The 22,864-nt window shown below is 43.1% G+C and carries 17 protein-coding genes; 13 read left to right on the forward strand and 4 right to left on the reverse strand.

Translation table 11 applies throughout. From position 1 onward, the window contains the following. Positions 1-13: 13 nt before the first annotated feature. On the reverse strand, positions 14-742 hold the full coding sequence (rpaB, locus tag GNF10_RS23250) for a response regulator transcription factor RpaB (protein ID WP_185582014.1): 729 nt from the start codon (positions 740-742) through the stop codon (positions 14-16). A gap of 170 nt (positions 743-912) precedes the next feature. On the opposite strand from rpaB, the gene radA reads away from it, so the two are divergent. From radA to GNF10_RS23265, 3 genes are all read left to right on the forward strand, one after another. Beyond that, entirely contained in the window at positions 913-2,439 is a 1,527-nt protein-coding gene (gene radA / locus GNF10_RS23255) for a DNA repair protein RadA (RefSeq protein ID WP_179073453.1), read from the forward strand. A 139-nt stretch (positions 2,440-2,578) separates the two neighbouring features. After that, a complete protein-coding gene (locus tag GNF10_RS23260; RefSeq protein WP_185585256.1) occupies positions 2,579-3,307 on the forward strand; it encodes a Uma2 family endonuclease in 729 nt (242 codons plus the stop codon). 1,015 nt (positions 3,308-4,322) lie between these two features. Further along, positions 4,323-5,570: a serine/threonine-protein kinase gene (locus GNF10_RS23265; RefSeq protein WP_185585255.1), complete on the forward strand. Its 1,248-nt coding sequence runs from the start codon at positions 4,323-4,325 to the stop codon at positions 5,568-5,570. A 284-nt stretch (positions 5,571-5,854) separates the two neighbouring features. Here GNF10_RS23265 and GNF10_RS23270 read toward each other — a convergent pair whose 3' ends face one another. Further along, complete coding sequence (locus GNF10_RS23270) at positions 5,855-6,763, reverse strand: DUF3365 domain-containing protein (RefSeq protein WP_185581729.1); 909 nt, start codon at positions 6,761-6,763, stop codon at positions 5,855-5,857. 294 nt (positions 6,764-7,057) lie between these two features. Between GNF10_RS23270 and GNF10_RS23275 the strand changes: the two genes are divergently transcribed. Together GNF10_RS23275 and GNF10_RS23280 are read left to right on the forward strand one after the other, a co-directional pair. Beyond that, the gene (locus GNF10_RS23275) at positions 7,058-8,953 is read left to right on the forward strand and encodes a serine/threonine-protein kinase (RefSeq protein WP_185581730.1); all 1,896 of its coding nucleotides are present in this window, start codon (positions 7,058-7,060) and stop codon (positions 8,951-8,953) included. A gap of 146 nt (positions 8,954-9,099) precedes the next feature. Beyond that, positions 9,100-9,993, forward strand: a complete 894-nt coding sequence (locus GNF10_RS23280; protein ID WP_185581732.1) for a hypothetical protein — start codon at positions 9,100-9,102, stop codon at positions 9,991-9,993. 29 nt (positions 9,994-10,022) lie between these two features. Here the strand turns inward: GNF10_RS23280 and GNF10_RS23285 are convergent, their stop codons facing one another. Then, positions 10,023-10,712: a peptidoglycan-binding protein gene (locus GNF10_RS23285; RefSeq protein WP_185581731.1), complete on the reverse strand. Its 690-nt coding sequence runs from the start codon at positions 10,710-10,712 to the stop codon at positions 10,023-10,025. Between the two features lie 409 nt (positions 10,713-11,121). Here GNF10_RS23285 and GNF10_RS23290 point away from each other — a divergent pair, with 409 nt between their 5' ends. The 7 genes from GNF10_RS23290 (at position 11,122) to GNF10_RS23320 (ending at position 19,869) form a co-directional block, all read left to right on the forward strand. Continuing rightward, entirely contained in the window at positions 11,122-12,591 is a 1,470-nt protein-coding gene (locus GNF10_RS23290; RefSeq protein ID WP_185581620.1) for a hypothetical protein, read from the forward strand. 204 nt (positions 12,592-12,795) lie between these two features. Then, positions 12,796-13,257, forward strand: coding sequence for a ribosome maturation factor RimP (gene rimP, locus GNF10_RS23295; RefSeq protein WP_114081475.1), 462 nt, complete (start codon positions 12,796-12,798; stop codon positions 13,255-13,257). A gap of 186 nt (positions 13,258-13,443) precedes the next feature. Next, complete coding sequence (gene nusA / locus GNF10_RS23300; protein ID WP_185581621.1) at positions 13,444-14,721, forward strand: transcription termination factor NusA; 1,278 nt, start codon at positions 13,444-13,446, stop codon at positions 14,719-14,721. 148 nt (positions 14,722-14,869) lie between these two features. Continuing rightward, complete coding sequence (locus GNF10_RS23305; protein ID WP_185581622.1) at positions 14,870-15,139, forward strand: YlxR family protein; 270 nt, start codon at positions 14,870-14,872, stop codon at positions 15,137-15,139. 482 nt (positions 15,140-15,621) lie between these two features. Then, positions 15,622-18,795 carry a translation initiation factor IF-2 gene (infB, locus tag GNF10_RS23310; RefSeq protein WP_185581623.1) on the forward strand — a complete coding sequence of 1,058 codons (3,174 nt, stop codon included), beginning with the start codon at positions 15,622-15,624 and terminating at the stop codon, positions 18,793-18,795. 103 nt (positions 18,796-18,898) lie between these two features. After that, positions 18,899-19,528 (forward strand): low-complexity tail membrane protein, encoded by a 630-nt coding sequence (locus GNF10_RS23315; protein ID WP_114081472.1) that lies wholly within the window; start codon positions 18,899-18,901, stop codon positions 19,526-19,528. 143 nt (positions 19,529-19,671) lie between these two features. Beyond that, positions 19,672-19,869, forward strand: a complete 198-nt coding sequence (locus GNF10_RS23320) for a hypothetical protein (RefSeq protein WP_012412012.1) — start codon at positions 19,672-19,674, stop codon at positions 19,867-19,869. On the opposite strand, the gene GNF10_RS23325 is transcribed toward GNF10_RS23320, so the two are convergent. Next, complete coding sequence (locus GNF10_RS23325; RefSeq protein WP_185581625.1) at positions 19,866-20,402, reverse strand: alpha/beta hydrolase; 537 nt, start codon at positions 20,400-20,402, stop codon at positions 19,866-19,868. The two genes, GNF10_RS23320 and GNF10_RS23325, sit on opposite strands and share 4 nt — an antisense overlap. Before the next feature lie 459 nt (positions 20,403-20,861). Here GNF10_RS23325 and GNF10_RS23330 point away from each other — a divergent pair, with 459 nt between their 5' ends. Beyond that, positions 20,862-22,556, forward strand: a complete 1,695-nt coding sequence (locus tag GNF10_RS23330; RefSeq protein ID WP_185581624.1) for a DUF1565 domain-containing protein — start codon at positions 20,862-20,864, stop codon at positions 22,554-22,556. Positions 22,557-22,864 lie beyond the last annotated feature (308 nt).

A 22,864-nucleotide genomic window follows, 5' to 3' on the forward strand; every position in this document is an offset into this window, starting at 1 on the left:
CTGCCCCATCTGCTCACTCCTCCCCTGGTTCAATAATTCGCTGGAAAAGATAACCAGTACCTCTAGCTGTGAGTATCAATTCTGGGTTGCTAGGATCATCTTCTAATTTTGCGCGTAAACGTGATATATGCACATCTACTACGCGGGTATCTACATGACGTTCTGGTGTATAACCCCATACTTCCTGCAAAATTTCCGAACGAGAAAAAGCTTCTCCTGAGCGACTGACTAACAACTCTAACAAGCTGAACTCCATACCCGTCAATCGAATTCGCTCATCGCCTTTGTAGACTTGTCGCTTATTCGTATCGATTTTAATATTAGCGACATGGATTACCCCAGAACTGGGAATGCCAGAAGCACCGTTCTTGTCTACCCGTCGCAGCACTGAGCGAATTCGGGCTTCTAGCTCTTTGGGGGAAAATGGTTTAACTACATAGTCATCAGCCCCCAATTCTAGCCCAGTGATGCGATCGGCTACATCACCCAAGGCTGTTAGCATAATAATGGGGACATCTGATTCTTTTCGTAATTCTTGACATACACCATAGCCGTCTAGCTTTGGCATCATTACATCTAAAACTACCAGATCAGGCTCAGTTTTGCGAAAAATTTCCAAAGCTTCTTCCCCATCACCAGCCGTCACTACATCGTAGCCAATCATGGAAAGGCGCGTTTCCAAAATCCGGCGAATGCTGGCTTCGTCGTCTACCACCAAGATTTTTTCTTTATGGCTTTCCAAGTTTCTCTAGGCTCCTTGACTAAAAATTTACATGATTAATTTTTAATACCATAATATTAAGATATCATTCCATCAATTGATTTGGAAAAAGCTCTAAATACTACTATTATTGGTTTTTAGTTTTTTTCAAGAATTAAGTAAATATTAAGATTATTTAATAAGATTTAAGAATGGCAAAGCCAAAAACCTTTTTTACTTGTAATGAATGTGGAGCAGAATCGCCCCAGTGGTTTGGTAAGTGTCCAGCTTGCGGTACTTACAACTCTCTAGAAGAACAAATTTCTATTCAATCCTCAGTAGATGTACCCAGCCGGGGGGGAGTGAGTAGTTGGCAATCCGCTCAAGGCAATGGCAAATCTCACAATAAACCAGCTAAAGCACGAGCCTCTTTAACATTCGATCAAATTACCGATCGCCAAATCGCTCGCTGGGAGTCTGGTTATGGAGAATTAGATCGGGTGCTTGGAGGCGGGGTTGTCCCTGGTTCTATGGTGCTGATTGGTGGCGATCCGGGTATTGGTAAATCAACTTTATTATTGCAAGTATCAAATCAATTAGCACAGAAATACCGCATCCTTTACGTAACCGGTGAAGAATCGGGACAGCAAGTAAAATTACGAGCTTCTCGTTTGGGAGTATCAAAACCCCTAAGTGTGGTTAATGAGGAGAAGGTTGAAGTAGTCGTAGATCCGACACTACCCATAGACCCTGACAGTATAGGTGCAGATTTATATGTACTGCCAGAAACAGATTTAGAAGAAATTTTACGGGAAATAGATTCTCTCAAGCCAAACGTGGCGGTGATTGACAGTATCCAAACAGTATTTTTTCCAGCGTTGACTTCTGCACCAGGTTCAGTGGCTCAGGTACGGGAATGTACAGCCGCACTAATGAAAGTAGCGAAGCACGAAGATGTCACCATGCTGATTGTGGGACATGTGACCAAAGAAGGAGCGATCGCAGGGCCAAAAGTTTTAGAACATTTAGTAGATACAGTGTTGTATTTTGAAGGCGATCGCTTTGCCTCCCACCGTTTATTACGCACAGTAAAAAATCGCTTCGGCGCAACTCACGAAATCGGCATATTTGAAATGGTGGCGGAGGGACTACGGGAAGTCTCCAATCCCTCAGAGCTATTTTTAGGCAACCGTGACGATCCGGCTCCCGGTACTGCCATTGTGGTTGCTTGCGAAGGCACTCGCCCGATTGTTGTGGAATTGCAAGCTTTAGTGAGTCCTACCAGCTACCCATCACCCCGTCGTGCCGGTACTGGCGTAGATTACAACCGCTTGGTGCAAATTCTTGCCGTCTTAGAAAAACGGGTAGGAATTCCTATGTCCAAGTTAGATTCCTATGTTGCTTCTGCGGGTGGGTTGAATGTGGAAGAACCTGCGGTAGATTTAGGAATTGCGATCGCAATTGTAGCTAGTTTCCGCGATCGCATCGTCGATCCTGGTACAGTCTTAATCGGTGAAGTTGGGCTAGGTGGACAAGTGCGATCGGTTTCCCAAATGGAACTACGGTTAAAAGAAGCTGCTAAGTTGGGATTTAAACGAGCGATCGTGCCAAAAGGGACAAAATTCCCCGACTTAAATATTGAAATATTACCCGTCTCTAAAGTAATAGATGCGATTATCGCGGCCATCCCGCATCAGGAATTGACAGCCGACGATTTAGAACCCGATGAAGATGAATAACTATATAGCCCCCTTTTTTAACCGGGGTTGAGGGGAGCTAAAATAATCACTCTCCATTTCTCCTCTCTCTGTGTTCTCTGCGTCTCTGTGGTTCGTAATTTATTTCTTGTAAATTTACCATCCCAAAGGACAACCCACGATGACAGCCCTCACCCAAGACTACCAAATCACTTGGGAAAAACTACCCGATGATTACAAACTCCCAGACGATCCAGTGGACAACATCAACCAACCAGCCTTAGCTGCTGCACTTACAGAAAGCTTACAATTAGCCGGAAAAATTTCAGTTAACACCCTAACAACAACTAATTACGGCATTTGTGCCACTCTAAACAACAAAATAGTCATTAAAGCACCTGATTGGGCTTTCATTGCCAAAATTAATGTTAGTAGAGAAGAGGTAACACGCAGTTACACACCTGAATTACAGGGAGACATTCCCGTAATTGTAATGGAATTTATTTCCGATACACAGGAGACAGAGTATTCTATCAAAGCGACATATCCCCCAGGAAAATGGTTTTTCTATGAGCGCATCTTAAAAGTGCCAAACTACATCATCTTTGAGCCAGATAGCGGCAGTATCGAAATGTATCGCTTACAACACACACAACAGTACATTTTGCAAGAGCCTGATGAAAATCAACGCTACTGGATAGCAGAAATGAATCTTTATCTTGGGGTGTGGCAAGGTACTCGTGAAAACCGCACAGGAAAGTGGTTACGATGGTGGGGTGAACAAGGAAACCTTCTACCTTGGGGTTTCGAGTTAGCCCAAGAGGAACGCCAACGCGCCGAACAAGAACGCCAATGTGCTGAACGACTAGCAGCACAATTGCGGGCGGCGGGCATTGAGCCAGAAGTGTGATGAAATGTTTTAGGAAAAATTAGAAAGCTACTGATCCCCGGCTTGTTTGACAAGCCGGGGATCTCATTTCTCATAAATCTAAGTAGAGCTGAAACCAGTTGTTAGGCAAGATGAAGGTTTAACAACTGCGATCGCATTACCACAACAACCAGTTATATCTTTTCATCAAACACCCTCAGGCACACTGTAACCTTAGCCTTTTAGGAGAGAGGTCAGACTGTATTGCTTCCATTCGAGAACCGCTATATTTGCGCAAGTATTGTTACAACAAGATTTACAGTAGACCATACCCACAAAAGAAGGTGCTGCCACTAGCCAACGACCTATAATTGCTGAGCAAGAAGCTGCTCAAGCCAAACAAAAAGCAGAACAATTAGTAGAACGTTTACGTCAGTTGGGTATAGATGTTGATGAAGTAGATAAATTACTGTAGCTTTCAGGTATGTCTTGATACACAGTATAATTTTCGGCTTTGAAGAATCACCTATACAGAAAGCTTTGGTAGCTAATGCGGAAGTAGCTATCAAGTAACAATACTGGCTCCCATAAAGATTAATTTTTGAGAGCGATCGCATATTCAGCACTTGAAATACATATAATATTTTATTTGGAGAAGTCTATAGAAACTTTAGTTTTTTTTCAAAAACCATGATGTTATGCTATATCCTTACTTTTTCAAAACTCAATCCTAATTGAGTTGCTAGGAATGAGATGTGGTTCAGCTACAACTCCAAAAGGTGATAACCTGAATATTCGCAGATATTACCGCAGACACTGGTTATATCCCATCTGCTCAAATACGTAAGTACAAGTAGTATCATCTAGCTATCCCTGTAAAAATTGTCTATTTGGTTACACAAGACCGTTCAAAGATTGTAGAAAAGTGTATTTCCTTGTGTTGATAGTGGTGCTAACCTCAATTTTAAGGATGTTATCAGCCCTTATCTGCTAGAGTTTCTGACTTTCAGCAAACTAGATAATTTATCAACAATAAAATCGCGAGGAGTGCGATGAGATGTCACAGTCCCATACCACAAGACCAGAAATAGCTGCTGGAACTCTAATTGATAACCGCTATATTATCCAAAAACTTCTAGGACAGGGAGGATTGGGGCGAACTTACTTGGCATTTGACACTCGGCGGTTTAATGAAGCTTGTGTACTCAAGGAGTTTGCACCCATTGGCACAGGGGAAAGTGGACTGGAACAATATCGCAACTTATTTAAAAGAGAAGCAAAAATTCTTCATCAATTGCAACATCCCCAAATTCCCAAGTTTTTAGCTTGCTTTGAAGGAGATGGTCGGTTATTCCTAGTACAAGAGTATGTTGACGGCAAAACATATTCTAGGCTGCTGGGAGAACTTCAACGTCAAGGAAGAAACTTTTCTGAAGATGAAGTTATCCAGTGGCTAAAAAATCTATTGCCTGTTTTGGAATATGTCCATCAGCACAATATCATCCATCGAGATATTTCTCCTGATAACATCATGTTACCTGATGGCAAGGATCTGCCAGTGCTGATTGATTTCGGTGTTGGGAAGCAAATTGCTGACATGAACGAGGGGAGAAGTTCTAACCACCAAGTTACATTTGTTGGCAAAATGTCTCTTGTAGGCAAAGTGGGGTATGCACCGCGCGAACAGATTAGCTTAGGTTTGTGCTCGGCTTCTAGTGACCTTTACGCCTTGGGGGTGACAGCTATTGTACTACTCACAGGTAGAGATCCATCTTTACTAATGGATCAGTACTCACTTGAATGGAACTGGCGTTATTATACTTACGTTAGTGATGAGTTCGCTCAAGTACTTGATTGTATGTTGGCAGATAGACCCAACAAACGATACCAAACAGCCAGGGAAGTTATCAAAGATTTAGAGCGGATTGGAGAACCAGAACTAGCAATGTCTCCTCCAGTCATGCTTGATGATTTGCCTGCTACGGTATTTAATCCTGAATTTCAGGCTATGTCGGCAATATCGCAGTCATACAACCAACCCGGAGAAACGATTTTTAGTCCACCTAGTTTACCTGCTAATGTACAAAGTGGGCAAATTGAACAACAACCTTCACTGCAACCAGGATTTATTAAACATTGTCAGCAAGAATTAGCCTACCACATAGGGCCAATGGCAAATCTGATTATAGAAGAAATATTAGATGAGAATCCTTACATTTCACCTGATCAATTTGTTGAACTTATAGCTAACCAAATTCCTAACTTTCAAGCAGCTTTTGAATTCAAAAAAAGCTTATTTTCATAGATATTGAAGACTACTCTGGCAATCCGATTTGATTTCTGTTCGCGCAGCATGGCGTAGCCATAATTATTTGGGTAGCAAGGTAATCGGCAACAGTCAAAAAGCCTCTCTGAGCTATACTAAATTTTTTCAAAAATCAAATATGATTCCTATATCACTTTAGAAATAAGTTAGAATAGTTCAACTATTTCCATAAAAATTAATTACGTTAGCGTAGCGCGTACTCTTACAGAGAAGCAAGGTACGCGCAGCATCTTGTAGAAAACATAATTTCATTACTAATTATTTTAATCCCCTGTTCCCCCCTGAGTGCGTTTGATTCTTTTCATTGCCATTTCTAAACTTAACTGCATCCGTTTAAATGCTTTAGCTAAATTACCGATTTCATCATTAGACATCTGCTCGAATTCAACTTCCATGTGTCCTGTACTAACTTCTTCCGCTATGCGAGTCATGCGTTTGAGAGGAACAACAACCTGTCGATTCAAGAACAAGTTAACTAACAGGATAGTCGCTATAAATATAGTTGATACAATTAAGATAATTAGTAAAGAAGACTGATTTGCTTTGCTGATTACATTCTTTGCCGGTACTGATATAATTTGAGCGCCGACAATCTCATTCAGCTTCCACCCAAATCCATTAGCTGTGCCATAAAGAGCAATCATACTTTGAGGGGCAGCCTCCGGTACGCTATGACACTTCAGACAACTTTCTTCAGAAACTTTTAAGGGACGAGCAATATAAAAGATATCCCCACTAGGAATTGAGCGAAATCCACTCACTTCTTTAAGATCCGATTTATTTCTGAACCTTTCTACAATTTCTGTCTCAAAACCGTCAGCCTTATCCCGCAGATTTGTAGGATTGAGAGTTGCTTCTTTATAAAAGAAATCACGATATTCTGTTGTTTTCCGTAAAATCTCAAATACCTCCCGTGCTGAGTATCCAGGTACGGTTTGCGGCAAAAACTCAGTAGCCAATTTATCAACTAGCTCTGGATTCACTTGGGTACTGGTGTATTTACGAACAGAACTCATTGTTTGAATGAGGATGAGGCCGGTAGAGCTAATATCTTGTTTAGCATTCTCCCTAAGCAAAGAAGAAAGAGCAAATCCACTCAAGCTCAAACCAAATGTCAGAATTACCAGTAGCAGAATTGTAAATTTTTGTTTCAGATTCAGATTCTTTAGCATAATTACAGATTACCTACAAGTCAAATTATTATGAACAAATATAGCGAAAGTCATCGTTTACTCTAACATGAGCAATCAACTCTCATACTTTGATCTAAAGGCAAAGTTTCGCTAAAGCTATTAGGGTATACACAACTTTATACTATTAGTAATTATCGAGGTTAATGAAAATGTTCTCTAAGTAACTAACTTCCAAAAATCTACAACAGCGATTCAAATGGAATTCCCAAAAATTCGGGTTGGCTGTTTTGATACTGTGCCAAAATAAATACCAGCAATTGTCAAATATTACTAATGGTGTGGAATGCAGGAAAGTCTTTATTCGGGGGACGCTACATTATCGAAAGCCAACTAGGTGAAGGCGGAATTGGCATTACTTATCTTGCCAGAAATCAACGAAATCAACTGCGAGTGATTAAAACCCTTAAAGAAGAAATCCTGAACCACCCCGCCTGGATACTCCACCGAAACAAGTTACGGCAAGACTTCCGTGATGAAGCAGTTAGGCTGGCTGTGTGTCACCATCCCCATATAGTAGAAATAGAAACCATCTTTGATGATGGAAATTTGCCCTGCATGGTGATGGAATACATCGAAGGTGAAGACTTAGGACAGTACTTAAGACGGGTTGGAGTGCTATCAGAAGCAGAAGCGCTGCTCTACATCAGACAAATTGGCGACGCTTTGACACTAATCCATTCTAAAGGATTGCTGCATCGGGATCTCAAACCACGCAACATTATGATCCGCATTGATAAATCTGAAGCAGTGCTGATAGACTTTGGCATCGCTAGAGAATTTATTCCTAATGTAATTCAAAGACATACAGTGTATCGCACTCCTGGTTTTGCCCCACCTGAGCAGTATGAATCAGAAGCGCCACGAGGAGAATACATTGATATCTATGCTTTAGCTGCTACTTTGTATAATTTATTGACCGCAGTAATACCGACGAGTGCAGATGATAGACGACACAATATTAATTTAGAACCACCACAATATTTTAATCCCAACATCAGCAATAGGGTAAATCAAGCTATTATGTGCGGCATGGATTTGGAGTCAACCTATCGTCCCCAATCTGTGCAGGAGTGGTTGGATTTATTGGGCCCTGAAAACGAGAAAAAGATAACACCAGAAACATCCACTTTAGTGATAACGCCCCAAGTAAAATTACCTCCACCTATTATATTAGACCAGCAAAACTGGCAATGCGTACAGACCCTCAGAGGTCATTCTAGTATGGTTCATGCGATCGCTATTAGTCCAGATGGGCAATTGATTGCTAGTGGCAGTAATGACCACACTATTAAACTTTGGCAACTGAGTACTGGCAAGCTAGTGCGTCAAATGGGTCGTTGGTCTTCTGGTCATTCTAGTATGGTTAATTCCGTCGCCTTTAGCCCAATCTCTTCAAACTTTTCTTATCAAGGAGATTCTGGCAAATCTGGGGGAGTTACAGACCTGAACCGGGGAATGTTGGCTAGCGGTAGTTGGGATAATACGATCAAATTGTGGGATGTAAACACCGGAAAAGAAATTCGCACTCTCACTGGTCATACTAACTGGGTGAATTCTGTTGCCTTTAGTCCAGATGGCAAGTTTCTTGTTAGTGGCAGTGCTGACTGCACAATTAAACTATGGCAAGTAAACACTGGTATAGAAATTCAAGCTCTCACAGGTCATTCCGACTCAGTTTCATCAATTGCTTATTCTCCGAGAACGGCTACAACAACGAACAGCCAGGATAGACAGCTTGTCGCTAGTGGCAGCAATGACTACACGGTCAAACTGTGGCAACTATACACAGGGAGAAACATCTACACACTTACAGGTCATTCCTTCTTCATCAACTGTATCGCCTTCAGCCACGATGCAGAAATGATTGCTAGTGGCAGTGGTGACAACACAATTAAATTGTGGCATGTCAACACAGGCAGAGAAATTCGCACTCTCAGTGGTCATTCTGATTCAGTTTGGTCAGTTGCCTTTAGCCAGGATAGGCAATTTCTCGCTAGTGGCAGTTGGGACAATACTATCAAACTGTGGCATTTACACAGCGGTAGAGAAATTAGCACACTTACAGGACATTCCAGCTATGTTCGATGTGTCGCTTTCAGTCCTGATGGTCAAACCCTAGTGAGCGGTAGTGATGACGATACTATCAAAATTTGGCGACGGGGGAGATGAAGAAGTAGGGGAATATAGGAGAGCAAAATCTTCCTCATCTACCTTATCTCCCTCTACATCTTCTAGCCCTACGATAGAAATGCGATCGCCCAAAAATTGTCACAATAATGACGACAATCGTTATTTTTGAACAAGAATTAATATTTATGGGCTTTGGTATTGGTGATTTATTCTGGATTTTTCTCCTTCTGACTTCTTTGCAACCCCTTTGGCAAAAACGTCAAATAGAATATCGCCGCTTGCGTGCTTTACAAGAATTCCAACAAGAACGTAAAAGTCGGGTAATTTTGTTGATTCACCGCCAAGAGTCTATTAGCTTTCTGGGAATTCCCATATCTCGCTACATTACTATCGAAGACTCAGAACAAATCTTACGAGCTATTCGCCTCACACCCCCAGATGTGCCAATTGACTTAATTTTGCACACTCCTGGTGGTTTGGTTTTGGCAACAGAACAAATCGCCAGAGCATTAATTCGCCACCAGGCAAAAGTCACAGTCTTTGTCCCGCACTATGCCATGAGTGGCGGTACAATGCTTGCCCTGGCCTCTGATGAAATTATTATGGATGCTAACGCTGTCTTGGGGCCAGTTGATCCCCAATTGGGTAATTACCCCGCAGCAAGTATCCTAAAAGTAACTGAACATAAACCTATCAGTGAGATTGACGATCAAACTTTAATTATGGCCGACCTCTCACGCAAAGCAATTGGGCAGGTACAGAGGTTTGTAAGAACTTTGCTTAAAGACAGTATACCCAAACAAAAAGTTCTACCAGAAAATATCGAATCGATTATCGAAGCTTTGACAACCGGGCGCGTCACCCACGATTATCCCATAACTATTGAAGAAGCAACAGAAATGGGGCTGCCCGTAACTGTCGGACTGCCCCATTCTATTTATGATCTCATGGACTTGTACCCACAGGCCCAAGGAGGGCGACCCAGTGTGCAGTACATTCCTATGCCTTACAATGACCCCCGTCCAATTCTACCTATACCCAAGGGTAGACCCTTAGAAGAACCAAATCAGATAACTTGAGGGCCTTTGGGTAGGGGTTTTTGTGGAGACTAGGGTGTAGATGTTGGCGTAGCCGTGGGTGTAGCCGTTGGTGTAGCCGTTGGTGTAGCCGTGGGTGTAGCCGTTGGTGTAGCTGTTGGCGTAGCTGTTGGCGTAGCTGTTGGTGTAGCTGTTGGCGTAGCTGTTGGTGTAGCTGTTGGTGTAGCCGTTGGTTTAGCTGTTGGTTTAGCTGTTGGTTTAGCCGTTGGTTTAGCCGTTGGCTGACTCAAGACTGTTTTTGCCTCTTCATTCAGCTTTTGGCGGAGTGCTAAATTAGCAATTCCAGTTTCTTGCAACTGATATTTCTTTTGATACTCCTTCACCACTTCTTCCGTGCGGGATCCGTAAAAATGATCGCGCGTTAGGGGAGGATTAGGCTTGACTACTGCATTCAAATTTGTGTGCAGAATTTGAACAATGTTAGCAGCAAAATCTTGGGTTTTTGGCCCTGCTATCCCATCAACTGGTTTTAGCTTATAACCTGTCTGAAATTCCCGAATTGCCTTTTTGGTTTCCTCATCTGTCAAAGGACCATTTGTTACCTTGACGTTATAGCCTAGACCTCGCAACACAGAACGGAATTGCTGGGGCGTATAGCTACGTTGAGGTGCTGCGAAACCTGTGTCTGCAATTACCACACTAGCGCTTATCAGGCAAGTAACAGCAAAAGTCGCGCTTGATTTTCCAAAACCACACCACATATTTAAAACTCCTTTGGATTAAATCAGCAGGATTATAAATGTTAACAGCTGCATTTTAAGTTTGTTTAATAACTTTTTTCGCGATTTTTTAATGATTTTTGAATAATTTATGAATAATTTTTGCCAAAGTTAACGATTTATATAAAAAATAATTCATGTCATCCATCAAAAGACATATTTTGTATTGGCAGAGACGCAGAGATTATCATTTGAAGCGAATACACGCTTTGAACAGTCAATTCGGTGCCAACTTAAGCCTTTTGTCTCTAAGCATTTTTTTACCTTAAGTTGACATAAATACATAGACATACATTTATACTGAGGTCTACTCAACTGCAAATTGCTGTATTTGGTTGGAAAGAAACGAAAATTAATAAATGGAAGAGCTAATATTCCAAATCTCCTAAAAATGTATAATATGCAACAAAAAAAGAAAGATATAAAATCTTCTAAGCAGAGGAATCTTTGGTTTGAAAGATTTATGGCAATTACTGCCACTGTAAATTTAGGTTTAGTTTTGTTTAATTTAAGTTACGTACCTTGGCGAGATTTTTACTTACGGAAACTTCCACAAGTTATTCAGATTTATGACCCAATAAAAGGTATTGAACCCCACCGAGACACAAAAAGTTATCTAGAAACAGTAGACGTATTAGAAGAACAAGTCAGCCAAACAGGATTAGAGTCTTCTGAGGTAAAAAGCAAACTAGAGCAAATAAAGCGTCTTAGCAACGAGATGATTGACAGTAACCCCTTTGCTGGAGTTAATAAAAGTGGGACTTTGGAAAAAATCAAAAAGCGGATGCGATCGCACATTGGTAACGAATCGGCAAAACAGTCCTTTGCCACTTTTTGGAGTCAGCCTTATCTATCACAAAAGGGCTGGGATCAAGAAATTAATTTTTTTAACGAGAGCATCCGCCCTTTAATTGCCACTAACTACTACCGCCAAATCGGTGAAAGTGGTGAATTTGTGGATAATTTTTGGATTATTGACTTACCCTTCCTGATTTTATTTGGCGTAGAATTGCTGGGGCGTACCTTCTTAATCAAACGCCGACATCTTGGCTTAAGCTGGTTTGAAGCACTATTGTGGCGTTGGTACGACATATTTTTACTCCTACCATTTTGGCGTTGGCTGCGAATCTTACCTGTATTAGTTCGCCTCGATCAAGCGCAGTTATTGGATCTCCAGCCAGTGCGAAAGCAAATTCATCAGGGGGTTGTCGCCAATTTTGCTGAAGAACTTACAGAAGTAGTAGTAGTAAGGGTAATTAACCAGGTTCAGGGTTCAATTCAACGGGGTGAGTTAACGGATTGGCTCTCACAACAAGAAAATTTACGTCCCTACATAGATATTAATAATGTGAATGAAGTGGAAGCGATCGCAGGTCTTTTGGTAAAAACAATTGTTTACCAAGTCTTACCTGATATTCAACCTGCGATCGTTGCCATTTTGCGCCACAACATCGAAACCGTCTTCCATCAAGTCCCCGTCTACCGCAACCTCCAGAATCTCCCTGGCGTGGGAAAAGCTCAAACCCAGTTAAGCGAACAACTGGCGACGCAAATCACAACTAATCTTTACAAAACTTTGGTTAGCGCTGTTGAAGACCCTGTTGGTGCAAAACTCACCAGTCAACTCGTAGAAAGGTTTAGCGAAGCTTTGGGATCTCAAATGAAGGAAAAACACGTACTTTCCGAAATTCAGAGTTTACTTTTTGACTTCTTAGAGGAAATCAAAATCAACTACGTCCAGCGTTTATCCCAAGAAGACATAGACCAAATTATCGAGCAAACCAGGCAGCTACGCACACAAGCATCAGTTCCTACAGTCGTCGAGAAAAGCACCACTCTCCCAAAAATACGCGAAGGGTAGAGAAGCTAGGGGGCAGGGGGGCAAGGAGAAATAACCAATTTCCAATTCCCAATTCCCAATGCCCTGTCCCCCATACTCGACTATCCATTAAATGCGCTAAACTCGAATGAGGGCGAATCATCATTGATTCGTCACAAGACTTCTTGGAAGATATACCTATCGCAGGAAGTGGGTCAGTGCCCACTTTTTTTATTGAATTCTCTCATGGCTCATCCTTTAGTTCCACAAATTATTGATTTGGCGACACCAGTAGCAGAAGAACTGGGATTGGAAGTGGTTGGCGTGGTCTTTCACACTCACCAAAGTCCACCAGTGTTGCGGGTAGACATTCGCAATCCTCAGCAAGACACCGGATTGAATGATTGTGAGAGGATGAGCCGTGCTTTAGAAGCCTCCTTAGATGCTGCGGAAATCGTTCCAGATACATACGTCTTGGAAGTGTCTAGTCCTGGTATTTCGCGGCAACTGGTAACAGACAGGGAGTTTATTTCCTTTAAAGGATTTCCTGTCATTATTTCCACAACGCTTCCCTACGACGGACAACAAGAGTGGATTGGTCAGTTGATTCGCCGGGATGAGACAACACTTTACTTAAACCAAAAAGGTCGTGTAGTCGAAATTCCCCGCTCCCTAATTACTAAGGTGCAGCTAGACGAGCGCCGATAAACAAAGGGCTAGGGCTTAGGAATTACAGACTAGAGTACCATTCACTCAAGGCTAGAGTTTCGGGCCTAGAGTTTAGGAACTAAGGACTAGAGATTAGGGGCTAGTGTAAAGCTATTCTCTAATCCCTGGTTCTATTTAATGCGTAGTTTTCAGCCCCCACTCCCTGATTTTTAAAGGAGATTGCTTATGTCAATGGTTACTTTACCTGGATTAAAAGAATTAATTGAAAGTATAAGTCGTGAGCGGAATTTACCCCGTCTTGCAGTTCAATCAGCTATTAGAGAAGCATTACTCAAAGGCTACGAACGTTATCGCCGCGCCCAAAATTTAGAGCGAAAACAGTTTGACGAAGATTATTTTGAAAATTTTGAAGTAGAACTCGATATTGACGGAGAGGGATTTCGCGTTCTTTCCACCAAAACCATAGTTGAAGAAGTAAATAACACAGACCATCAAATTTCTCTAGACGAAGTTCAACAAGTAGCTCCCGAAGCGCAGTTAGGGGACTCTGTTGTACTAGATGTGACACCCGATCAAGGAGAATTTGGTCGGATGGCGGCAATGCAAACCAAGCAAGTATTGGCGCAAAAATTACGGGATCAACAGCGCCAGATGGTGCAAGAAGAGTTCCAAGATTTAGAAGGAACTGTTTTGCAAGCAAGAGTCCTACGGTTTGAGCGGCAATCTGTGGTTTTGGCAGTTAGCAGCGGCTTTGGTCAGCCAGAAGTAGAAGCCGAATTACCGAAGCGAGAACAGTTGCCTAACGATAATTATCGGGCAAACGCCACCTTCAAGGTATATCTGAAAAAAGTCTCTCAAGGTCAGCAACGAGGGCCACAGTTGCTGGTGTCTCGTGCCGATGCGGGTTTAGTAGTTTATCTGTTTGCCAACGAAGTTCCAGAAATCGAAGATGAAGTGGTACGGATTGTTGCCGTAGCGAGGGAGGCAAATCCCCCTTCCCGTTATGTCGGCCCCCGGACTAAAATAGCAGTAGATACCCTTGATCGCGATGTAGACCCAGTTGGTGCTTGTATCGGAGCTAGGGGATCGCGAATTCAAGTGGTGGTCAATGAATTACGTGGTGAAAAAATAGATGTAATTCGCTGGTCGCCAGATCCAGCAACGTACATCGCTAATGCCTTAAGTCCAGCACGGGTGGATGAAGTACGCCTCATGGACCCAGAATCCCGGCAAACTCACGTACTTGTGGCTGAAGATCAACTAAGTTTAGCTATTGGCAAAGAAGGACAAAACGTCCGTTTGGCAGCCCGCCTGACTGGTTGGAAAATAGACATTAAAGACAAAGCTAAATACGACTATGCCGGAGAGGATGAGAAATTTACCGCTGTCAGAGCAAAATATCAGACAGAGGAAGATGAGCTTGAATTCGACGAAGAATTCGAAGATGAAAATCAGGACGAATTAGAAGAGGAGGATAGTTTTGACAATAACGATGACGAATAATTGATTAATCTTGTAAAGTTTTGATAATGTTGATTGTAGTCCGAGTCTTAAGGATTATTTCCTGAAAGACACCTTGGTATAAGTAAAAAATAGTAATAAAAAACTCATTTTTACACCCAGAATGCTGGACTGAGATCGCAGAAAATTGATGAAACCAAATTATCGGCGCTGTATTAGTTGCCGGAAAGTAGGCTCAAAAGATGAGTTTTGGCGGATTGTCCGCGTCTTTCCATCGGGAAAGGTACAATTGGATCAGGGCATGGGGCGTTCCGCCTATATTTGTCCACAAACGAGTTGCTTACAAGCGGCTCAAAAAAAAAATCGACTAGGGCGATCGCTACATGCATCAGTGCCAGAAACACTGTACCAAAGCTTGTCGCAACGTCTACCCAGCAGCAATACCCAAAACCAAATTTAATTGGAACAACTTTGTGACATCATCACCAGAGGAATTGTGCGAAAGCCGAAGTCGTGCTTTCATCACACCCGCTGTTGATCGTTAAGGTTAGTGCCAAAATAGTAAATGGGTGTAAAAGGCATTCGACTCTCCAATAATTTAAGGGGAGCGAGGCAACATTCCCAGAACAAGATGTAATCGATTGTGTTGTGGAAGATTCAGAATCAACAAAACAAGAAACTACAAAATGGCAACCTGGTAGCGCTCAGGCGCAGTTCGGCGTCAAGGATTCCTATAAAAATCTTTTATTTAAAAAATTTTTATGGGTGTCCCTCAACCATCATTCCTGGTGGGGATGCCATTATTAAACCGAAACATCTCTCTTTCCTGATTGGAGGCACCGGCAAAAACTAAACGGCGGTCTAAAAACAGTAATCCAAGGATGGAGATGTCGCAAACCAGGCAACCATCCGCTAAAACTGTAAATTAAAGGGGAAGAGTGGATGACCAACGGCAAAGTTAGAATCTATGAATTATCAAAGGAATTGAATTTGGATAACAAAGAGCTACTAGCAATTTGCGACCAGCTCAGTATCGCGGTCAAAAGTCATAGCAGCACGATTTCAGAATCCGAGGCAGAAAACATCCGCACGGCAGCAGAAAAGCTCGCAGCTACGAATGTTTCAGCCAAAAAGGAACTAGGTACAACCAGCCATAAGCCAAATTCACCACCAAACGGCGGACGTAACCGACCTGCTGCACCCCACAAACAGCAAATTTTGGAAATACGCAAACCCAAAATATTGAGAAATACTACCTCCAACGCCCCAGAGGCGTCAGTTGCCAACAATACCCAAGCTGCCTTGTCTGAAGCTAATCCTCCCTCACCTCCACGGCCTTTTGCTACACCAGCCTCACCCATGAAGCCGGCGGCACCAACTCGACCTGTGCCCCGGACTCAATCTGAGACTCAAGAGCAACCTCCTGTCACCGACTTGGAACAAACACCTAATCCAAGTCAGGCACCGGAAAAAGTAGCATCCCAAAAACCGGAAAAAGTAGTTCCACCGAGACCGAAATCGGAAAAACCGATCAAACCGCAATTAGTTGCCCCTCCGGCAAGGCCGGCGGCAGAAGTTGCCCAAGCAGAAGTAGCCCAGGTGTCAGATGAGCCGGTATCTCAAGCAGATAAGCCGATTCTCAAACGCGACCAACGGCTACGTCCCGTTGAAGGCGATCGCGAGCAAATTAAGCCCAGAGTTGCTAAACTGCCAACCGACCAGTCTCCACAATCTGCGCCACAAAGACAGGCTCGACCTACCCCTGCACCCACCAGACCAGAGCAGAGAGGCAATCGACCATCTGCACCATCACAACTAGGAGAGGGGCAAAGACCCAGACCAGCGCGTCCTGGTGAATCAGTAGCAGCCGCAATGCCGATCGCTACTCCACCCAGACAAATGTCAGGAATAGCGGGCAAATCTCAAGGACTGGGTGATGAGCCAGTTACACCCGATCTCCTCGATTTGAAACGCCCAAGTCCGCCTCGCCCGACCAAAGGCGGCAAAAAGTGGGTAGAAGAGGAAATAATCGACGAAGTTAAAGAGAAGGCTAAAGCTGGCGTTAAAGGCAAGCGGATTAAGCCGATATTGGATGATGAATTTGAAGAAGATTTGCTGGATGATGACGATATCGACTCACCAGCAATCGTCCAAGTCAGCCTTTCCATCGCTCGTCCTCCCAAACCAAAAGCGACTCGACCTGTACAGATGCCGGGTGCAAGCCTTGCTAGCGCCCCAACTGCTAGAGGAAGTAGAAAACCTGGTTCTAAGTCTGGTTCTAGCCGTGACCATCACAATAACCGTCGCCACCAACAAGAAGCTGACACCAAGCGCGATCGTCCCGAAAAGGTGACGATCACAGGGCCGTTGACTGTGCAAGAACTGTCTGACGTTTTAGCCGTTGCCGATACAGAGATTGTAAAAATCCTGTTCCTCAAAGGCATGGCGGTGAGTATCACCCAAAATCTGGATATTCCCACAATTACCCTGGTAGGAAAAGAACTAGAAATAGAAGTCGAAACCGTCGAGCGAGAAGCAGAAGCTCGGAAAATTACGGAAATGGTCGGCGCAGAAGACCAAGAATATCTTCATCGCCGTCCGCCTGTCGTGACAATTATGGGTCACGTAGACCACGGTAAAACAACCCTGCTCGACTCAATTCGCAAAACCAAAGTGGCTGCTGGCGAAGCTGGTGGTATCACTCAGCATATTGGTGCGTACCATGTGGATGTGGTACATGAGGGCAAACCACAGCAGATAGTCTTCCTGGATACCCCTGGTCACGAAGCCTTTACAGCGATGCGGGCTAGAGGAGCGCGGGTAACAGACATTGCCGTGTTAGTAGTGGCTGCTGATGATGGTGTCCGTCCCCAAACCATTGAAGCTATTAGCCACGCTCAAGCTGCGGGAGTGCCAATTGTTGTTGCAATCAACAAAATTGATAAAGAAGGGGCACAACCAGAGCGGGTGAAACAAGAACTAACCCAGTATGGTCTGACCGCAGAAGATTGGGGTGGTGAGACAATCATGGTTCCCGTGAGCGCCATCAGAGGTGAAAATCTGGATACGCTCTTAGAAATGATTCTCTTGGTAGCAGAAGTTGGAGAACTATCTGCCAACCCAGATCGTACCGCCAAAGGAACTGTCATTGAAGCACATCTGGATAAAGCCAAGGGAGCAGTTGCTACCCTGCTAATTCAGAATGGCACCCTGCATGTGGGAGATATCTTAGTAGCTGGCTCGGCCTTCGGTAAAGTCCGAGCAATGGTGGATGACAGAGGCAAGAGAGTGGATATCGCTTCTCCTTCCTTTGCTGTCGAGGTGTTGGGTTTAAGTGATGTGCCAGCAGCAGGCGACGAGTTCGAGGTCTTCCAGAACGAAAAAGAAGCCAGAGCCCTCGCTAGCGATCGCGCCGACAGACAACGCCTATCCCGCCTGTTACAGGGACGTGTTACCCTCACAACCTTATCGGCTCAAGCACAAGAAGGTGAGTTGAAAGAACTCAACTTGATCTTGAAAGGAGACGTACAAGGTTCCGTAGAAGCCATTGTGGGAGCGCTCAAGCAAATCCCGCAAAACGAAGTCCAAATTCGGATGCTCTTGGCTACGGCTGGGGAAATCACCGAGACAGACATCGACTTAGCAGCTGCAAGTAACGCTGTAATCATTGGCTTCAACACCACCTTCGCTAGTGGCGCTAGACAAGCCGCCGATGAAGCGGGTGTAGATGTCCGGGAATACAACGTCATCTACAAACTCCTAGAAGATATCCAAGATGCCTTGGAAGGTCTTTTGGAACCAGAGTTGGTGGAAGAACCCTTGGGTCAAACCGAAGTTCGTGCCGTCTTCCCAGTCGGTCGCGGTGCTGTTGCCGGTTGCTACGTTCAATCTGGCAAGCTAGTTCGTAACTGCAAAGTCAGGGTACGACGCGGCGGTAAGGTGATTTATGAAGGTGTCCTTGATTCCCTAAAACGGATGAAAGAAGATGCCCGTGAAGTCAACGCCGGTTATGAATGCGGTGTCGGTATGGATAAATTCAATGATTGGGTTGAAGGTGACATCATCGAATCCTATCAGATGGTTACGAAGCGCCGCACTCTCACCTTAACGAGATAGTGTTAAGGGTAAAATGGTTAGAAGTTAGGAGTAATAAATTAGGAGTTAGGAGTTAAAGACTGCTAATTCCAAGCTCCTAACTCTTAACTCATAACTTTTTACTATGCATTCATTTCGCTCTGAACCTATTTTGTGGATTCACGTCGCTGGATTGGCGACGTTGCCTGTTTTTTTAGTACTCTGTTTAATATTTTTGTCTGTAGGTGAGCCGTTTTTGCCAGTCTGGATGGAACTATTTTTAGTTGCCGCCATTGGTATTCTTCCCCTGCTATGGATGCAGTTACGTCGCCCTTTTTATATATTCGCTCTTTTAGGAATAGCCCTAAAGCCAGAAAATCTGACTGAGCGGCAGCGAAAAATTCTCTGTTTAATTAATACAAAGTTAAATCGTATCCTGGCATTAGTGGCAGCAGTATTGTCGATTTGGGTGCTGTGGCATCTTTACCAATTTGCTCCATTAGTAGCAGATTCAGCCAAATTCCTTCCACAATGGCGTAGCCTTGCACTCGTGCTTGCGGGATTAGCCTTTTTAGGCAGCAATCTATTTTTACAAATACCTGTGAGTGTAATGCGAGTTTTAGTGATTAATGAGACAGAATTCGCTGGCATAGAACCATTATCTTTAGAAAAGATTAAGCAAGATTTCACAATTTTAGGGGTTCGGGTTAATCAAATCGTGCCCCGATTATTGCAATCCTTGTTTAGGATTAATACAGATTCATCACAGCCCTGAAAGTAATATTATTTACTTTAAAAGGCTAAAAATAAGCAGTAGGGAAGCAGAGGGGCAGAGAAGAATCGGGAAATTACCGATGCCCAATGCCCCATACCCAATGCCCAATTACCTTGCAAGTAAAAATAAAGGAATGAGGAACTATGGCTCAAATTCCAGCTTCTAGCGATCGCCAATTTTCTGCTGATACTGAAATTTGGTATAGCCTCAAATGTGCGATCTCCACTAGTTCCGGTTTTCAACGCTGGCAACTAGAACGTGATGCTCAATTGCACGGAATTCGCTTGGAACAGCAGGTACAAAGGTATTTAAGGGAAACTTTAGAAACTTTAGCTTACTAAAAATTGAGTAAATCTTGTAGGCTTGTTTGCAAGCGACGAAGTTGACGGTATGCACCCTCCAAGCGTTTGCCATCAACTTCCACTTCATTAGTTGGATAATTTTGAATAATTTCGATTAGCGACACCTGCCCATCTTGACTTGCAGAAAGTACCAAAGCAGATCGCAAAGCCTGCCGATCTCCTCTCCGAGACGGTGTATAAATAACTTGACTAATTTGATCCAAAATAATATTACCAATCTGGCTATTCAGAACTCTATCTAAAAATACTAGGTTTACTTTCACAGGCTCAGTTAAATATTGACGAATGGCTTTAGGATCTTGTCGTGCTAAAGCAAAATCAACTCGTAATGAACGTGAAAGTTCACCTGTTTGGGCAAAGGTGGATAGTTCGTCTACTGAAAGTGATTCACGGAAAATACCATAGTTCAACACTACTCGTTCCGCAGCAAAGGCAGGAGTAGACAAAAGTACAAGACAGGGACTACCTAGTAAAATTAAGGTGCGACGCAACCCCAAAAATTTAAAACGCATTTCTGCCAATTTCCAATAGATTTGCTTTTCTTGTGATGATATTCCAGTAGAATTAGTTGCGGCATCTAGCTTTAGGAAATACCAAAAAATAAATAATTCAGTAATGGTAGCAAAGACAGGATGAACGCTTAGATCAGACAACGATAGAAATTGCTTATCCTGAAAGCCTACGGCTTGGCAAAAATCCACCTACCATCTCAATTAACCAGACTTGGGACTTAACAAGGGGCAAAATCCCTTTGTTAAAGGCAAGCAAACTTGCGCCGTCTTAAATACTAGTAAAATTTTCTGAATAAAATAATATAACTAATGTATAAGTTCTGTGATGTATCTAAGGAAATTAGCTGAATCAGTGCTAATCATCCAGTATAGTTTTGCATGGGTTTGACAGCAGCTATAAGACTGCTAGTTTCAACCTTGTTCGACATACCGTAATTCAGCACATCACAGACAGAAAAAATGAAATATCGGGGTTTTCACATTTCTATAGCGAAAAATTTTCGCCTTCTTTCTAGCAGTCATCTCAGATATACTTTACGCGGGGGAGCCGGACTAACGGCTTTGCTAGCTATTTACTGCGGTTCAATATTACTACCCGGTGCGGTTAATGCTGGTGCGACTCACCCAGAAGGTATTGCCCCAAAGCTCACAGCGCAAGTTCCGACAACCGCCGCAGCAATTTATGTTAATCCCGCAACGGGTGTAGATAGTGCTAGTGCTGGTACAACCTCAGCTGCACCTTACAAAAGCATCAGTTTTGCTCTTAGTCAAGCCCAAGCAGGTGCAGTTGTTCAATTAGCACCTGGGAACTATAACCAGGAAAGTGGCGAAACTTTCCCATTGTTGCTTAAACCAGGAGTGACACTGCGGGGTGATGAAGCTAGTAAAGGTCAGGCAATATTAATTACAGGTGGAGGTTTCTACACTAGTCGTACCTTTGCTAGACAGGACATTACCATCCTGGCCGAACAAGATACCACTATTACTGGTGTCACCGTTACTAACCCAAATAGCCGGGGTACGGCTGTGTGGGTGGAATCAACTAATCCTACTATCAAAAACAGTACTTTTACTAACAGTGTTAGAGAGGGCGTTTTTGTGACGGGTACAGGCAATCCTAAAATTGAAAGTAACATCTTTGTGCAAAACAAAGGCAATGGGATTTCAATTGCTAAAGCTGCTCAAGGAGAAATTCGGGGTAACTTATTTCAGGATACTGGTTTTGGTCTAGCGATCGGTGGTACTTCCACACCCCTAATTGTGGAAAACCAAATCGTCGAAAACCAAGATGGTCTTTTTATCTCAGAGTCAGCGAAGCCCGTATTGCGTAAGAATGTCATTCAGAACAATAAGCGGGATGGTGTAGTAGCAACTGTTAGTGCTTTACCTGACCTTGGCACCAACGAAAATCCTGGTGGTAATCTTATCCGCAATAACACTCGTTATGATGTGAATAACGCCACTAAAACCAGTAAAATTGTCGCTGTTGGCAACGATATCGATCAGAAAAAGATTTTTGGCTCAGTAGATTTTGTTGCCGCAGCTGTTGATGTACCACCTGGAGGGCCTGTTGCCTTTAAAGATGTGCCAGCAAATTACTGGGCAAAAACCTACATCGAAGCTTTAGCTTCTCAAAATATTATTGCTGGCTTTCCTGATGGCAGCTTTAAACCCAATGAACCTGTAACCCGCGCTCAATTTGCCACTATTGTCACTAAAGCTTTAACACCACCAGCCAAACGCGCAGGTATTAAGTTTAAAGATGTAGCAACAAATTTCTGGGCTTACGCTGCAATTCAATCTGCTTACCAGAGTCAATTTGTTTCTGGTTATCCTGATGGCACTTTTAAACCACAGCAGCAAATTCCCAGAGTGCAGGCGCTAGTCTCTTTAGCTAATGGTTTGGGCTTAACTGCGAATAATCAGAACGTCCTTTCCTTTTACACAGATGCTGCCCAGATTCCTAATTATGCGATCGCTCCTGTTGCCGCTGCAACTGCACAGCAGCTAGTAATCAACTATCCCACAGCGAAGCAACTCAATCCTAATCGTCAAGCGACTAGAGCCGAGGTTGCTGCCTTTGTTTATCAGGCACTCGTCAGTGCTGGACGTGCCCAACCAATTCCTTCATCCTATTTGGTAACAGCCCAGTAAATGCTTAGTTAACAAATTGAAAGCGCCAAGACTAACAAATTATTAGTCTGGCGCTTCCAATATTGCGAGTTTTTATTAATTTTGGGGTTTTTTAAACATAAAATTTGGGGTCTTTAAATATAACTGACCCCATTTGAATGTGATTTGTTTTATGGTCAGGGTCTTTATATATGGCTGACCCCGTTTCAACGATTTCTAGTTTCTCAGAAATTTTTACTTTTTGGGATTTCCTAATAATTTTTTTATTTTTTCTCTCTTTATATTTTAATCTTCATAAAAGCATTAATCAATATAAAGGTATATTAAAC

The sequence above is a fragment of the Nostoc sp. UCD121 genome, assembly GCF_014222285.1.
In the GTDB taxonomy this organism is placed as follows: Bacteria; Cyanobacteriota; Cyanobacteriia; order Cyanobacteriales; family Nostocaceae; genus Nostoc.

What these genes read in the sequence shown, in the direction of transcription:
- radA (WP_179073453.1), top strand. Translation starts at nt 913, where the DNA reads ATGGCAAAGCCAAAAACCTTTTTTACTTGTAATGAATGTGGAGCAGAA.
- GNF10_RS23260 (WP_185585256.1), top strand. Translation starts at nt 2,579, where the DNA reads ATGACAGCCCTCACCCAAGACTACCAAATCACTTGGGAAAAACTACCC.
- GNF10_RS23265 (WP_185585255.1), top strand. Translation starts at nt 4,323, where the DNA reads ATGTCACAGTCCCATACCACAAGACCAGAAATAGCTGCTGGAACTCTA.
- GNF10_RS23270 (WP_185581729.1), bottom strand. Translation starts at nt 6,763, where the DNA reads ATGCTAAAGAATCTGAATCTGAAACAAAAATTTACAATTCTGCTACTG.
- GNF10_RS23275 (WP_185581730.1), top strand. Translation starts at nt 7,058, where the DNA reads ATGGTGTGGAATGCAGGAAAGTCTTTATTCGGGGGACGCTACATTATC.
- GNF10_RS23280 (WP_185581732.1), top strand. Translation starts at nt 9,100, where the DNA reads ATGGGCTTTGGTATTGGTGATTTATTCTGGATTTTTCTCCTTCTGACT.
- GNF10_RS23285 (WP_185581731.1), bottom strand. Translation starts at nt 10,712, where the DNA reads ATGTGGTGTGGTTTTGGAAAATCAAGCGCGACTTTTGCTGTTACTTGC.
- GNF10_RS23290 (WP_185581620.1), top strand. Translation starts at nt 11,122, where the DNA reads ATGTATAATATGCAACAAAAAAAGAAAGATATAAAATCTTCTAAGCAG.
- rimP (WP_114081475.1), top strand. Translation starts at nt 12,796, where the DNA reads ATGGCTCATCCTTTAGTTCCACAAATTATTGATTTGGCGACACCAGTA.
- nusA (WP_185581621.1), top strand. Translation starts at nt 13,444, where the DNA reads ATGTCAATGGTTACTTTACCTGGATTAAAAGAATTAATTGAAAGTATA.
- GNF10_RS23305 (WP_185581622.1), top strand. Translation starts at nt 14,870, where the DNA reads ATGAAACCAAATTATCGGCGCTGTATTAGTTGCCGGAAAGTAGGCTCA.
- infB (WP_185581623.1), top strand. Translation starts at nt 15,622, where the DNA reads ATGACCAACGGCAAAGTTAGAATCTATGAATTATCAAAGGAATTGAAT.
- GNF10_RS23315 (WP_114081472.1), top strand. Translation starts at nt 18,899, where the DNA reads ATGCATTCATTTCGCTCTGAACCTATTTTGTGGATTCACGTCGCTGGA.
- GNF10_RS23320 (WP_012412012.1), top strand. Translation starts at nt 19,672, where the DNA reads ATGGCTCAAATTCCAGCTTCTAGCGATCGCCAATTTTCTGCTGATACT.
- GNF10_RS23325 (WP_185581625.1), bottom strand. Translation starts at nt 20,402, where the DNA reads ATGCGTTTTAAATTTTTGGGGTTGCGTCGCACCTTAATTTTACTAGGT.
- GNF10_RS23330 (WP_185581624.1), top strand. Translation starts at nt 20,862, where the DNA reads ATGAAATATCGGGGTTTTCACATTTCTATAGCGAAAAATTTTCGCCTT.